The organism is Cyanobium sp. NIES-981, assembly GCF_900088535.1.
Lineage (GTDB): Bacteria > Cyanobacteriota > Cyanobacteriia > PCC-6307 > Cyanobiaceae > NIES-981.
Genome location: NZ_LT578417.1, coordinates 2,965,629 through 2,979,330 on the forward strand (window position 1 = coordinate 2,965,629; position 13,702 = coordinate 2,979,330).

8 protein-coding genes and 1 pseudogene are annotated in these 13,702 nt (G+C 63.8%); 2 read left to right on the forward strand and 7 right to left on the reverse strand.

Features of this window, described 5'->3' with window-relative positions; all coding sequences use genetic code 11:
• Window positions 1–17: 17 nt before the first annotated feature.
• The gene (locus CBM981_RS14875; RefSeq protein ID WP_225867339.1) at window positions 18–1,544 is read right to left on the reverse strand and encodes an IS5 family transposase; all 1,527 of its coding nucleotides are present in this window, start codon (window positions 1,542–1,544) and stop codon (window positions 18–20) included.
• Between CBM981_RS14875 and CBM981_RS14880 the strand changes: the two genes are divergently transcribed.
• Window positions 1,527–2,231, forward strand: a complete 705-nt coding sequence (locus CBM981_RS14880; protein ID WP_087069484.1) for a PaeR7I family type II restriction endonuclease — start codon at window positions 1,527–1,529, stop codon at window positions 2,229–2,231. The two genes, CBM981_RS14875 and CBM981_RS14880, sit on opposite strands and share 18 nt — an antisense overlap.
• A 182-nt stretch (window positions 2,232–2,413) precedes the next feature.
• Here the strand turns inward: CBM981_RS14880 and CBM981_RS14885 are convergent, their stop codons facing one another.
• Window positions 2,414–4,045: an FAD-dependent oxidoreductase gene (locus CBM981_RS14885; protein WP_087069031.1), complete on the reverse strand. Its 1,632-nt coding sequence runs from the start codon at window positions 4,043–4,045 to the stop codon at window positions 2,414–2,416.
• Between the two features lie 275 nt (window positions 4,046–4,320).
• Between CBM981_RS14885 and CBM981_RS14890 the strand changes: the two genes are divergently transcribed.
• Window positions 4,321–4,881 (forward strand): GNAT family N-acetyltransferase, encoded by a 561-nt coding sequence (locus tag CBM981_RS14890; RefSeq protein ID WP_087069032.1) that lies wholly within the window; start codon window positions 4,321–4,323, stop codon window positions 4,879–4,881.
• Between the two features lie 10 nt (window positions 4,882–4,891).
• Here the strand turns inward: CBM981_RS14890 and CBM981_RS14895 are convergent.
• The 5 genes and pseudogenes from CBM981_RS14895 to CBM981_RS14915 all read right to left on the reverse strand — a co-directional run.
• Window positions 4,892–5,062 (reverse strand): annotated as a pseudogene (locus CBM981_RS14895) (hypothetical protein); the annotation flags it as partial.
• Window positions 5,063–5,113: 51 nt separating this feature from the next.
• A protein-coding gene (locus tag CBM981_RS14900; protein WP_369801644.1) for an IS3 family transposase occupies window positions 5,114–6,228 on the reverse strand; the annotation gives its coding sequence in 2 pieces (ribosomal slippage) (window positions 5,114–5,967 and window positions 5,967–6,228; 1,116 coding nt in all).
• Between the two features lie 157 nt (window positions 6,229–6,385).
• Window positions 6,386–8,095, reverse strand: a complete 1,710-nt coding sequence (locus tag CBM981_RS14905) for a uracil-xanthine permease family protein (protein WP_087069033.1) — start codon at window positions 8,093–8,095, stop codon at window positions 6,386–6,388.
• A 64-nt stretch (window positions 8,096–8,159) separates the two neighbouring features.
• Window positions 8,160–10,934, reverse strand: coding sequence for a valine--tRNA ligase (locus tag CBM981_RS14910; protein ID WP_087069034.1), 2,775 nt, complete (start codon window positions 10,932–10,934; stop codon window positions 8,160–8,162).
• 372 nt (window positions 10,935–11,306) lie between these two features.
• Window positions 11,307–13,637 carry an arylsulfatase gene (locus tag CBM981_RS14915; protein ID WP_304441606.1) on the reverse strand — a complete coding sequence of 777 codons (2,331 nt, stop codon included), beginning with the start codon at window positions 13,635–13,637 and terminating at the stop codon, window positions 11,307–11,309.
• Window positions 13,638–13,702: the final 65 nt, after the last annotated feature.

The following is a 13,702-nucleotide window of genomic DNA, read 5'->3' on the forward strand; positions in this document are numbered from 1 at the left end:
CGACCTCTGAGTGATCCTCAGGCCCCGCTGAGCTGACAACTCAGCTCTCTGCTGCTGGAGCTCAGAGCCCGTGCGGCGGAGACCAAGAGTTGCCAGCAGAGCACAAAATAGAGACAAAGAAGCTCCAGGAGCTTCTGGAGGTTCATGACCAGGACATTCATCGCGATGGATGAACCCTGTGTTGCCGGCAGTTTCTCTCGGATCAATCCCAATCCATAGCGACGCTTGCCTTGACCGATCTTGCCTTCAACAGCATTGCGCCGCCTTTGATCATCAACGAACTGCCGCCTCTCGGCTGCCACCAACTCCGGATCATTCTTCGGGCGACCAAGACGAGGCCCACTCAGCCGAATGCCGTGACGCTGGCAGAATGCCCGATTTGATCTTGTGCGGTAGATCTGATCAGCGCAGATCACCTCCGGATAGCAGCCGTATCGACGACGATAGGCTTGGGCCTGAACTTTCAGATCTTCCCCTTCGTTGTAGGGGTCAAAGCTCAGCCGATCCAGGAAAGCAAATCCTTCATCGGTGACAGAAAGTGAGATCTTGGCGCCGAACTCAACATTGCACCTCGCCTTGCCGCGAACAATTGGCCTGATGTGCGCTTGACAGAGGCTGACGATGCGAGCGGGAATACTTCTGGTGTCTGAGCGATAGAGAATGTTCTGCTGGCGGACCAGCTCACTGACAACCAACAGCTTCTGATAGGCATGCCGCCCAGCCGCCAGAAGGCTTGCGCCACAGGCTGTCAGGGCGTCAATGTTGGCAAGGTTGCGCTTGAGATGCCCAAGCTGTTGCTTGATCGCTTTGCGGATCTTGAGAAACCGAGGGCGTTTTTTCTTGGCCACGGCGAGGAACTGCTGCCTGGCCTGCTTCCGATGCGTTCGTGGTTTGTGACCAAAGGACTCTCTGACCTGCGAATACATGGCATCGATCAGAGTCTCGGTGAGCTCTCGGCCTTCATTGAGCAGCGAGAGATCCGTTGGATGCCGAATATCTGCCGGAACGCATGTCGCATCAATCAGCAGTGACCCCTGATTTGGCCGTGGCGTTTTGGATTCAATCTTCTGATCAGCTGCGCTCCCGGCTCCGCCTCCATCGCTGCTGTCGTGCTCATCAACTGCAGACGAACGGATCACGTTCAGACCGTGACGCACGATTCGTTCATTGCAGTCATTCACGACCGAATCTGGCAGCCGCTTCCGGAAGTACACCATCATTGATGGGTCAAACGGAGCCGAGTACTGAAATGCCTCCAGGCCGATGAAGAACTGGAGATAGGGGTTCTCTTTGATTTGCTCAACCAGTTCTTCATCAGTCAGCCCCATGCGGGCCTTGATGATCAGGGCGCCCAGTGCCATGCGAAATGGCTTTGCCGGGGCGCCAAAGCCCTTGCAGAACTGAGCTGCATAGTCACCTTCCAGCTCATCCCATGGGATCAGCTCAGCCAGCTTGATCCAGCGATTGTCACCAGAGAGCTTTCCTCCAAACGGCAGGAAGAAGTCCTCGAACGAGAGCTGATCACGATGCTCACGTCGGTACATGTGGAAAACTCTGGGCGGCTTTTGGGCGCAAACGAGCCCAATCTCGTACATTTTAGCCGAGAAAACTGCTCACATCCATTGCGCTGCAGTGGATGTGGCTTTTCTCAGGAGGCCCTAATTATTGACATCGTCAACGTAAACGGCCTATCACAAGCAGATATCCATATGAATCGAGCAATGCTTACTCTGCCTGGATTCTTCCGGCCTACGAAGTTATGGGATTTGTTGGTTCTACATAGAGGTGAACTCATTGCTGCTGTTGAATTGAAGAGTCAAGTCGGATCCTTCGGTAACAACTTCAACAACCGAACAGAAGAAGCTATAGGCACTGCTCATGATCTTTGGACCGCGTACAGGGAAGGAGCTCTTGGCAACCAGCCAAGACCCTTCGCAGGGTGGCTCATGATGGTCGAAGATGCCCCTGGTTCACGGAGATCTGTTCGAGACGCCTCGCCTCACTTTCCTGTTCTTGCAGAGTTTCAAGGTGCTTCTTATCTCGGCAGATATGATCTCCTATGTCAGAAACCAATGAGGGAAGGTTTATACAGTTCTGCTTGTCTTCTTGCCTCACCACGCGAAGCGGCTCTTTCAGGAGAGTTCTCTGAAATCTCTCCAATGACTAGCCTCAAGACATTCATAACTTCACTAGCCGGGCACATCGCTTCAGAAGCTTCTCGTCTAGCCTGAAGAAGGATCTAACATCAAGATCCAGCGGACGGGAGCAGCGATTGACTTGGATGATTCACAACTTCCGCCCGCCGCTGATCTTGAGCGTTAGAGGCCGCAGCAGCCACCGGCTCAGCATGGACCCATCAGGCGATTCCACACCCACACAGATGTCCACAACAGCAGCTCTCTGGGACTCATAATCAGCCAAACCATGGCAGTTTCAAACCAAAGCCCTCGATGGGGCCCATCACAAGTTTGTTGAGTGCACGACCCAGAACAACTTGCGGTTCATCGGCACGAATAGGGATCACGGGGTGCTGGAGCGTCTTCGATGGATCTGAGCCCTTCACCAGGTTGCGTCTGATCAGGGAGTTCGCTGCTTCCAGGCCACACACATAGGCGCGTTCCTGGCAGAGACCTTTGGCGCCATGCTCCCGGTCGCCCATCCGCACCCAGTCGCCAGCGCAGACGATCGAAGGTATGGAGGTTTCCAGGGGTGGCCGCTTTCTGAAACTGCCGGGAGAGAAGTGAGACACAGAGCCTGGATAGCGGCGCACTTCGGCATCCACCACCTTCGCGTTTCGGAATTCAGGATGCGTGAAGGGCAGTAACTGGTGCATCAGACAATCCATGATCTCCTGATCCGGCATCGCTGCAATGCCGGCGGCGTTGTAGAAGTCGCTGGCCACCACCGAACCCTGCGGGGGTTCATCACCCCAGAGCGCCTGCTCTGAATCCCGCTGCAGCTGATCCAGCATGAAAAAGGTGCCACCAGCGCCCTGCAGCGCCGAAAAGCGGGAGAACACATTGGCCGGATAGGCGATGGGAACGTAGCGATCCAGCCACAGACGGCTGGACACCACATCGATCGAACCCAGCGACGCCGCGGCCACCAGCTCGGGTGCCGCCTTGCTGCATTCCGGAGATTCGGACATCAACGCCTTGAGCCCCTTCGCCCCCACCGCCAACACCACAGCATCCACATCCTCCAGCACCGTGATGTCTCCTGTGCGCACATCCTGCAGCTCAACGGAGCGAACGACATGAGTGGCTGCCGAAACATGCAATCGCCTCGCCAGGGTTCCTCCCAGCACCCGCAGGTCATGGCGTGCGACCAGCCTGCGGCTGAGCGGCTGAAACAGATGCTCTGCGATGCTCTTGGATTTGATCCAGCGAACATCAAAGGAATCCTGATGGGCCAGGGCGTAGTAATAGAGCAGCTCCATGGCCACCGCCGCCGAGAGTTCCTCGGGAGGCTTGAACAGGCCCACCAGCAAGGTGGGCCGCAGGAAGTCATCGATCATCCGGTCGCTGATGCCAAGCCTCACGAAGAGTGCTTGCGCGTTGAGGTCGTCGTAGTGCTGAAATACCCGATCGCTGCGATTGAGATCGAGGATGGCGTAGAGAAGCCCTGCAATGCTCAGCCGATCCCGAACCGGCAGGCGTTTGAAGTTGGTGACGGTGGCCAGCACCTGACCCAGGGGACTCGGCCACTGGGGCGACTCACCGAACACCGGAGCCGTGGCCTCCAAGCCATCGGGCGACCAGAACGCACTGGTGGTGAAGCCGGTGTAGATGCTGCCCACATCGAGCTCTTCCGTGAGGGCATTGATGTTGGGATAATCCTTCCAGAAGCCTCGGGTTCCCGCTTCAAAGGGTTTGCCGCTTTTCGTGGTGACGGGTTGGCTGCCGGTGGGGTCGGCCATCCCATCGACCAACGTCACACGAACGCCGGCTTCACACAGCCCCTTGGCGGCGCCCCAGCCAGCCCAGCCGGCTCCGATGACAACCACATGAGAGCCTCTCTGGCCGGCCGAGGTGTTGTGTGGCATCGCTCGTTCCTGCATCGCACGCTCTGGCATCAGCCCATCCCCTGCAAGATACGCAAGACCCGCTCCAAGGCCTGATTGACGTGACAGGGAGAGATGGCAATGCCTCATTCAGCCTGATCATGGCTCCAGAAACGATTGGTTTGAAATTGGTTTCAAATTGATTTGAATCTGCTCCAGTGCGGGCCCAGAGAAAGCCATGTCTGAGGGGCGATGGAAGACCCCCCTGTTCACCAGGGTGGAGCCCCCGTGTCGCCATGCGCTTGGAATGCCGACCCATGACACCTCAGACACCCCAACCCCTCACCTTCGATTCCCTTGACACCAGCAGCCGCGACGCCGTGGCCGAGCTGTTCACCCGTACGTTCACCGCCTCCGAAGGCGAGCGTGAGGGCATCCTGGTGGGGAACCTGGCTTCCGAGCTCGCGGGCTTGATCGACGATCAGGAGGTGATGGCCATCGGCGCCCGTCAGGGAGATGCTCTGGTGGGCTGCGTGATCTTCAGCCACCTTCAGTTCGAGCACGCCTCACGGATTTTCATGCTCTCCCCCCTGGCTGTGCGCACGGCGTTCCAGCGCCAGGGCATCGGCAGCCAGTTGATCCGCCACGGCCTGGAGGAGCTCCAGCGTCGCTCGGTGGCGGTGGTGGTCACCTACGGCGACCCGGCCTTCTACGGCAAAGCGGGGTTCCAGCCCATCGCTCCGGGCACGATTCAGCCGCCATTCCCGCTGTCTCAGCCGCAGGGGTGGCTCGGCTGTTCTCTCATGGGAGAGCCGCTGCCCGCCCTTCCCGGCCGCCCCACTTGCGTGAGGCCGTTCAGGAATCCCGCCTACTGGTGAGGAGCTGAGCTCAGCCCAGCCCCTGCAGGCGCCCCCGGGCCAGCGCGGCCTGGGCCTCGGCTTCCGCCAGGTTGGCGCGGCAGGCGGCCACCACCTCCGGCGGCGCCTTACCGGCGAAATTCGGGTTGGCGAGGCGGCCGGCCAGGCCCTGGATCTCCTTCTCCGCCTTGCTCAGGTCTTTTGACGTGACCCCCTTTATCGGTCCAGGGCTTATGAGAGTGGGTGGTCATGGTCATGCTGCAGCTCCTTGTTGAGCTGCCTCCATGGGCGTACGCCCTTGGAGGGCCGAGTGTGGCCTGAGCGTGTTGTACTCCCATCGCCAGCGATCGGCCAGGATCTGAGCCTCCGGGGCTGTGGTGAACAACTCGGTGTTGAGGAACTCATCCCGGAACCGGCCGTTGAACGACTCGGCAAAACCGTTCTCCCACGGGGATCCTGGCTCGATGTAGGCCGTGCTGGTGGTGGTACTGGTCTCACACCAGTCCCGTAGAGCCTGGGCAATGAACTCAGGGCCGTTGTCCGATCGGATGAACGCTGGCGCCGGGTAGAGGCTGGTGAGTTCCTCCAGCACAGTCACCACGTCTTTGGCCTTGCACCGCCTGCCCACCCGGATCGCCAGGCAGAGGCGGCTGTGCTCGTCGATCACGTTCAGGAACTTGAGTCTGCGGCCATCGGCGGTGGCATCGAACTGGAAATCCATGGCCCACACCTGGTGGGGATGCTGGGCCCGGTGACGCCTCACCGAGCCGTCGGCGGGCCGTGCCCGCTTCCGCTTCCTGGGAGTGGGCCGCTGCAGCCCCTCCTCCCGCCAGAGCCGTTGCACCCGCTTGTGGTTCACGGTCCAGCCCTCCCGACGCAGCAGGCGGTAGGCCATGCGGCGGCCCCAGCGGATGTGCTCAGCTGCAATCTCCCTCAGGCGGTGCCGAAGCTTGGTCTCCTCCAGGTCGACGACCTTCCCGCAATGGCGCTGGGTGCTGCGGTGCTGCCCCACAACACGGCAGGCCTGGCGCTCTGATGCCCGGTAACGCTCCTGCAGGACCGTGACGGCCCTGCGACGGCGTTCCGGGCTCAGAAGTTTCCCTCCGCAAGGTCCTTGAGCATCGCCTTCTCCAACTCGGCTTCTGCCAACAACTTCTTGAGCCGGGCGTTCTCCTTCTCCAGCTGCGTCAGCCGGCGGGCCTCCTCGGCCTGCATGCCGCCGTACTGCTGCCGCCAGCGGTGATACGTCGGCTGCGTCACCTCGATGACGCGGCAGACATCGGCGACGGTCTTGCCCTGGGCAATCAGCTGGTCGGCGGTCTTGAGCTTGCGGATGATCTGCTCCGCTGTGTGCCTGGTGCGTTTCATGGTGAAGTCCCCGGCCCAGTCTGGCCGGCTGAGGACTCTCATTCACCCTGGACCAATTCCCGGGGTCCACGTCACTTTCCCCAGGCGGCGTTCCGCCATGGCCGGCGCCTCCGACGCGGCGGGAGAGCCTGAGGCAGGCGCTTCAGAAGCCGCTGGGTCAGATCTGAAACACCAGCCGCAGCCGGCAGACGCCGCCCTGGCAGGTGGGCTCGATCCGGTCGGCGTTCACATCCACCAGAAAACAGGACAGTCCGCTGATGAAGGCCTGCTCCTCGCTGGGCTCGCGGATGAAGCGGGCCGTACGGGTCTGCACCAGGCTGCCCTCGTAGGTCAGTTCGGCCGTGACGTCGTAGTCGTCATAGGCGAGGCTCAGGGCGATCGGGCCGGTGTTCGCGTTCGACGCCAGGATCTGGTCGGTGAGGTCGTCCAGGGTTCGCAGAATCCGCTCCGACTCCCGGGCAGGGAGCTTCCAGACCTTGGCGCGGTCCCGCACGAACCGGTTCAGCTGTCGGTTGGTGGCCGGTTGATCCTCCAGGCTCAGGTCCAGCTGACTGGAGCGACGTCGTCCCAGCAGAAAAAGAAGGTTGAGGCCAACTGCAGCGATCGTGGCGATGGCGATCGGCGAGGCGGTAATCGGCTGGGTCCAGGCAGGCAGGGCCTTGAAGAAGCCCGGGTAGATCACGCTGCCCATCGCCAGGATCAGCGCGATGCCGATGGTGAACGTCTCCCGGATGGCCACCGGCCGGCGGAAGGCGATCTCCATTCCGCCCACCAGCATGAACGAGCCGTTGAAGAACAGTGCTGCAGCCATCACCGGCTTCGGCATGTGCACGATCAAGGTGGCCAGCTTGGGCAGGCAGGCCAGCAGCAAGAACCACACCGCCAGCGACCACACGATCGCTCGGCTGGTGGCGCCGGTGGCGCGCTGGATCCCCGCCAGGGTTGGGCTTACGCTCAGCCCCGGCGTGGCGAACAGCCCCCCCAGGGCGCAGCCCAGCCCATCCGCCAGCACCCCTCCGCGCAGGCTGCGGGTGTCGGGCTTGCTCCAGCTGCTGTCGTTCATCTGCTGGCATGTGGTGATCACTCCCACCGTGCGCAGCCCGGAAGCCACGCCGGCCAGAAGGAAGGGGAAGACGAAGTCCCAGTGGAAGGCCACTCCGGCCGGTGCCAGTAACGGCACGGCGAAGGGCTGGGCCGCTGCGAAGTTGGTGGTGAGCACAGGCGAGAGCTGCCCCAGTGCAGTGGCAAGGCCGTAGCCCGCCAGGATTCCCAGGAGAGCGCAGAAGAGCTTCATCGGACCCCGCCCCCAGACGCTCAACCCCACCATCACCCCCACCGCCACCCCGAAGATCAGCTCCACCGGCCCGAACGACGCCGTGCCGGCCAGGCGGGCATCCAACACAATGCCCAGGGCGATCTTGGCCAGTTCGATGCCAACCGCCATCAGGATGATCCCGGACACCACGGCCGGGAACACCCGTCTGAGGCTGGTGACCAAGCGGGACAGCAACATCTCGGTGGCGGCCGCGAACACCACCATCCCCGCCACCAGGGGCAGGCCGCCCACCGAGGCTGCCGACAGCGACGCCGGCAGGTAGATGGCCGACACGATCGGCGGGCAGAGATAGCCAGAACCGAGCAGGGGCCAGCGGCGCGCCTGGAGCAGGGCGTGCAGCACCACGGCCACCATCGCCATACCGATGTATGGCGCCGCCTGACTGGAGCGGATGCCTGCCGCCTCCACCACCAGGGCCACCAGCACCAGGTAGGGACAGATCACCACCGCGTGCTGCAGACCCAGCAGGGCAAGCTTCAGCGGCGGTGGCCGCTCGTCGATCCAGTAGGCAATCTCCGGCGGGCGTTCCATACCTCTGGTTTAGGCCCCTGGTGGTTGGGGCCCAAGTGGTTGGGGCCCTGCGGCCGGCCTCAGATCAGCCCAGATCGGCGAGGCGCTGCCGTGCCAGGGTCGCCTGGGCCTCCACTTCGGCTAGGTTGGCGCGGCAGGCGGCCACCACCTCAGGCGGGGCCTTGCCCGCGAAGTTGGGGTTGGCGAGGCGGCCGGCGAGACCCTGGATCTCCTTCTCAGCCTTGGCCAGGTCTTTCTCCAAGCGGCTGCGCAGGGCCGCGAGGCTCTGCTGGGGCACCGTGAGGCTCACCTGGGCGTCGCTGTCGACGATGCCCAGCAGCTGGCCGGCCGCCGGCTGGGGCTCCAACCCGAGGGCACTCCCGCCCACCAGGCGCAGGATCTTTTCCTGGTTCGCCTCCAGAAAGGCCCGGCGCTCGGCGCTGCCGCTGTGGATCCCCACCGGAAGCCGCTCCGATGGCTTCGCCCCCGAGAGCGCCCGCAGGTTGCGCAGGGCGCGCACCGCCTCGATGCCGAACTGGAAGGCCTGCTCATGGCCCTCATCGATCCAGCCGCCTTCCGGTTCGGGCCAGGCCTGCAGGGCCAGGAAGGTGTCCGGCTCGGCGCCGGTCACGGCGTGCCAGAGCTCCTCGGTGAGGTGGGGCATCAGCGGGTGCAGCAGTACCAGCAGGGCCTCGAGGCTGGTGGCCAGCACCCGCCGCGCCGCCGTGCGGGCGCCGGCCTCCTCACCGCCCAGCCGCGGCTTGGCCCACTCGATGTACTGGTCGCAGAGGTCGTTCCAGGCGAACTCGTAGAGCAGCTTGGCCGCTTCGCCGAGGCGGTAGCTGCCGTAGAGCTCCGCCGCCTCATCGGCAGTGCGGGCCAGGCGCGAGAGGATCCAGCGGTCTTCGCTCTCCAGCTCGGCGGCCACGGGGGCGCCCAGGCTGGCGGGGGTCTCGCCGCCCAGGTTCATCAGGGCGAAACGGGTGGCGTTCCAGAGCTTGTTGGCGAAGTTGCGGGCCGTCTCCACCGTGCCGGAGCTGCCGTCGCTGCGGTCGTAGTCGAGGCGGATGTCCTGGCCGGCGCCGGCCACCTCGCGCACCAGGGCGAAGCGCAGGGCATCGGCGCCGTAGCGCTCGATCAGCGGCAGCGGATCGATGCCGTTGCCCGCCGATTTGCTCATCTTGCGGTTGTTCTCATCCCGCACCAGGCCGTGGATGTACACATCCCGGAAGGGCATGCGGCCGGTGAAGGCGCCGGCCATCATCGTCATCCGCGCCACCCAGAAGAAGATGATGTCGAAGCCGGTCACCAGCACGCTGGTGGGATACCAGGCGGCCAGATCGGCGCTGGTCTCATCCGGCCAGCCCAGGGTGGAGAAGGGCCACAGGCCGCTGGAGAACCAGGTGTCGAGCACATCGGGATCCTGCTCCAGCTGCAGCTCCAGGCCTGCCGCCCGGCTGGCTTCGCCGAACTGGGCCTCGGCCTTCGCCAGTGCTTCGGCCCCATCGCGGGCCACCACGTAGGGGGTGGCATCGGTGATCACACCGCCGGTTTCACTCACCACGAACCAGGCGGGGATGCGGTGGCCCCACCAGAGCTGGCGGCTGATGCACCAGTCGCGGATGTCGGTGAGCCAGTCGCGGTACACCTTCTCCCAGCGCTGGGGCACGAAGCGGGGCTCACCCCGCTCCAGGGCCTCGCGGCAGCGGGCCGCCAGGGGCTCGGCCTTCACGAACCACTGGGTGGAGAGCAGCGGCTCCACCGGCACCTTGCCCCGATCCGAAAACGGCACGCTGTGGCGGTGCGGCTCCACCTTCACCAGGAAGCCTTCCGCTTCCATCGCCGCCACCACCGCCTTGCGCGCCTCGAAGCGATCCAGCCCGGCGAAGCGGCCGGCGGCGGCATTCATGGTGCCGTCCTTCGCCATCACCGTGATCTGCGGCAGGCCGTGGCGGGCGCCGATGGCGAAGTCGTTGGGATCGTGGGCGGGGGTCACCTTCACGCAGCCCGTGCCGAAGGCCGGATCCACGTGGTCGTCGGCCACGATCGGGATCGCTCGGCCCACCAGCGGCAGGGTGAGCGTGCGGCCCACCAGCGCCGCATAGCGGGGGTCGCCGGGGTGCACCGCCACGCCGGTGTCGCCCAGCAGCGTTTCCGGCCGGGTGGTGGCCACCACCAGATGGTCGGTGCCGTCGGGGCCGGGTTCTCCGCTGAGGGGATAGCGGAAGTGCCAGAGGTGGCCATCCACCTCCTTGGTTTCCACCTCCAGATCGCTCACCGCCGACCCCGAGGCCGGGCACCAGTTCACCAGGTATTCGCCCCGGTAGATCAGCCCCTGCTCGTGCAGGCGCACGAAGGCTTCAGCCACCGCGGCGCTCAGGCCCGGATCGAGGGTGAAGCGCTCGCGCCGCCAGTCCACCGAATAGCCCAGCCGCCGCAGCTGGCCCACGATCGTGCCGCCGCTCTGGGCCTTCCAGCTCCAGGCGCGCTCGAGGAAGGCGTCGCGGCCCAGGTCGTCCTTGCTGCCGCCCTCGGCCTGGATCTGCTTCTCGAGGATGGTCTGCACCGCGATCGAGGCGTGGTCGGTGCCGGGCAGACACAGCACGTTCCGGCCGCGCAGGCGCTGGAAGCGCACGATCGTGTCGATCAGGGCCGTGTTGAAGGCATGGCCCATGTGCAGGCTGCCGGTCACGTTCGGCGGCGGGATCACCACCGAGAACGGTTCACCTGGCGCCTCAGGATCCGGGTGGAAGGCCCCCGCCGCCTCCCAGGCCGCCTGCCAGCGGGCTTCGGTGCCGGCGGGGTCGTAGGTCTTGGGCAGGGCGGCCTCGGACACGGCGGGGAGGTGGAGTCGGCCCATCGTCTCAAAGGATGCACGGCCACCGTCCCCGCAGGAGATAGGGAGGGGGGGTTGGGCCCGTGCGTCATGCGCGGCGAGCCGATTCGCGCAGACCCAATCGATGCATGCCGTCTCGATCAACCAGCGCCCATCGCGGCAATCCTTCGCCCCGACCGGAAGCACCCAACAAAGTTCAGGATCGGCCCCGGCTCCAACCCGAGGATCCAGCTGTCCGCAGATCTGCCCGAGCAGGTTGGGCATGCGGGGGAAGGGGGCGCATCCCCAGGCCGACCGAGCATCCGGCACAGGCGTGAACGCGGCCTCCCCCCATCAGGGCATGGGCGGAACCGCTGGGGCACGCAGGGGCGGCGCGCCGCCGCGTTCACCCTCTCCTCATTGCCGCGCCATCGCCAGCTGGATCGCCATTGCCGGATCGACACGGTGCATGAGGTTCCTGGCAGCCTCATCGATCGCCAGCTGCACGCCTTTCACCCTGCCGTTGAAGCCGTTGCCGCGGGGTCCATAGTCCTCCGAAACAGGGGCGCCGCTGTCCTCACCGATGTCGCAACCGTCATCCGCAGAGAAGACCATCGCCAGCGTGGCTCCGATCAGCCCCTGGCCCACCTGCTGGCCGTCGGTGTAGAGGGTGACGGTGCCGCCCTTGCCCAGGCCGCCGCCTTCGTAGGCGAACTCCATGCGCACCTGGTGTTCTCCGGCAGGGATGGGGGACTGCCCCTCCACATAAAAGCGCTGGAACCCGCCCCAATTATAGCAGTACTTGAGTTTTCCTCCCTTGGCATAGAGACTCCAACCGCCGATGTTCGCACCCTGGGAGATGATCACTCCCTCGGCACCATCTTCCGGCACCACGATCTCGGCCGTGATCGAGTGGGATTTGTTCTTGATGTTGAGCACGCAGTTTTCCGAGAGTCGGCCCATGCCGCCAAAGAGCAATTGCGTCTCGCCCTGGATCAGGGTCGGGCGTCCTGCCGTGTCGGGGTTGATCCTCTCGATCAGCCGGTCGTCGATCGGCAGCACCTTGTAGCGCATCGCCTCGATCAGCCAGAGGCGCTGGAGTGCATGGAGCTTCTGCGGCATCTCCCTGGCGAGATCCCTGGCCTGGCTCCAGTCCTTCGTCGTGTCGTACAGCTCCCAGACGTCATCATCGAGGGCAGGCGCAGCCGTCTGAATCCAGGGAGTGGAGTGGTGGGTCACGGCCGTCCATCCCTTGTGATAGATGCCGCGGTTCCCGAACATCTCGAAATACTGGGTTTCGTGCCGCTCAGCCGCCGCGGGATCATCGAAGGTGTAAAGCATGCTCACTCCCTCGATCGGATCCTGCCGGATTCCATCGACCGACTCGGGTTCCGGCAGGCCTGCCGCCTCCAGAATCGTCGGAGCAACATCGATGACGTGGGTGAACTGGGAGCGGATCTCGCCCTTGGCGCGGATCCCCTCGGGCCAGTGAACGACGGTGCCGTTGCGGGTGCCACCGAAATGGGAGGCCACCTGCTTGGTCCACTGGTAAGGCGTGTTCATCGCATGGGCCCAGCCCACGGCGTAGTGGTTGTAGGACTCCGGCCCACCCAGCTTGTCGAGGCGCTCCTTCAGATAGTCGTGCGTCTCCAGATCCTGCAGGCCATTGAAATAGCTCATCTCATTGAAACAGCCGTTCAATGATCCCTCGGCAGAAGCACCATTGTCGCCGATGATATAATAAACAAGCGTGTTCTCAAGAACTCCAAGCTTGTCCAGGCCTTCGATGATGCGGCCCACATGATAATCCGTGTATTCCATGAAGCCGGCATACACCTCCATCTGCCGGCTCAACACCGGGCGGAAGGCCTCCGGCATCTCCTCCCAGGCCGGGATCTCGCTGTGGCGGGCGGTGAGTTCACAGTCCGGAGGGATCACCCCTAATTCTTTCTGGCGGGCGATCGTCTGCTCGCGAAGCACATCCCAGCCAGCGTCGAATTGACCCTTGTAATGATCGGCCCACTCTTTCGGCACGTGATGGGGTGCATGGGTAGCACCAGGTGCGAAATAGGCGAAGAAGGGCTGATCGGGCGAAAGTGCTTTCTGTTGTGAGATCCAGTTCAGGGCCTTGTCGGCCATGTCTTCCACGAGATGGTAGCCCTGCTCAGGTGTCTTGCCTGGCTCCACCGGTGTGGTGCCTTCATACAACGTGGGGTACCACTGATTCGCTTCTCCTCCGATGAATCCATAGAAGTAGTCGAAGCCGCCGCCGCCGGTCGGCCAGGCGTCGAACGGCCCGACCGGACTGGTCTGCCAGACCGGCACTTCATGGCACTTGCCGAACTGGGCCGTGGCGTATCCGTTCAGCCGTAGGGTCTTGGCCAGGGGGGCCATGGTGTTGGGCAGCACCGAGCAGTAGCCGGGAGCGCCCGTGGCGATCTCCGTGATCCCGCCCATTCCAGCGGAGTGGTGGTTGCGTCCGGTGAGCAGGGCCTGGCGCGAAGGTGAGCACAGGGCGGTGGTGTGGAAGCGGTTGAACTTCAGACCGCCGGCTGCCAGTCGCTCCGCTGTGGGCGTCTGGCAGGGGCCACCGAACGCGCTGGCAGAGCCGAAACCGGCGTCATCGATCAGGATGAGGAGCACGTTGGGCGCTCCCTCGGGGGGTCGCAATTGCTCGATTGCGGGGAATGACGTTTCCGGATCCTTCGCGTCGTAGGTGATCAGTTTCGGCCGCGACGTGTTCGGCATCGGCAGGTGGGAACGGTGCTTTCTGTTCTGGTTTCCCATGGTCCTGAGCATTCCTCGCTGATGGG

Excerpts from the sequence above, each read along its gene's own strand:
- CBM981_RS14880 (WP_087069484.1), top strand. The coding sequence starts at position 1,527 with ATGCTCACGTCGGTACATGTGGAAAACTCTGGGCGGCTTTTGGGCGCA.
- CBM981_RS14875 (WP_225867339.1), bottom strand. The coding sequence starts at position 1,544 with ATGTACCGACGTGAGCATCGTGATCAGCTCTCGTTCGAGGACTTCTTC.
- CBM981_RS14885 (WP_087069031.1), bottom strand. The coding sequence starts at position 4,045 with ATGCCACACAACACCTCGGCCGGCCAGAGAGGCTCTCATGTGGTTGTC.
- CBM981_RS14890 (WP_087069032.1), top strand. The coding sequence starts at position 4,321 with ATGACACCTCAGACACCCCAACCCCTCACCTTCGATTCCCTTGACACC.
- CBM981_RS14905 (WP_087069033.1), bottom strand. The coding sequence starts at position 8,095 with ATGGAACGCCCGCCGGAGATTGCCTACTGGATCGACGAGCGGCCACCG.
- CBM981_RS14910 (WP_087069034.1), bottom strand. The coding sequence starts at position 10,934 with ATGGGCCGACTCCACCTCCCCGCCGTGTCCGAGGCCGCCCTGCCCAAG.
- CBM981_RS14915 (WP_304441606.1), bottom strand. The coding sequence starts at position 13,637 with ATGCCGAACACGTCGCGGCCGAAACTGATCACCTACGACGCGAAGGAT.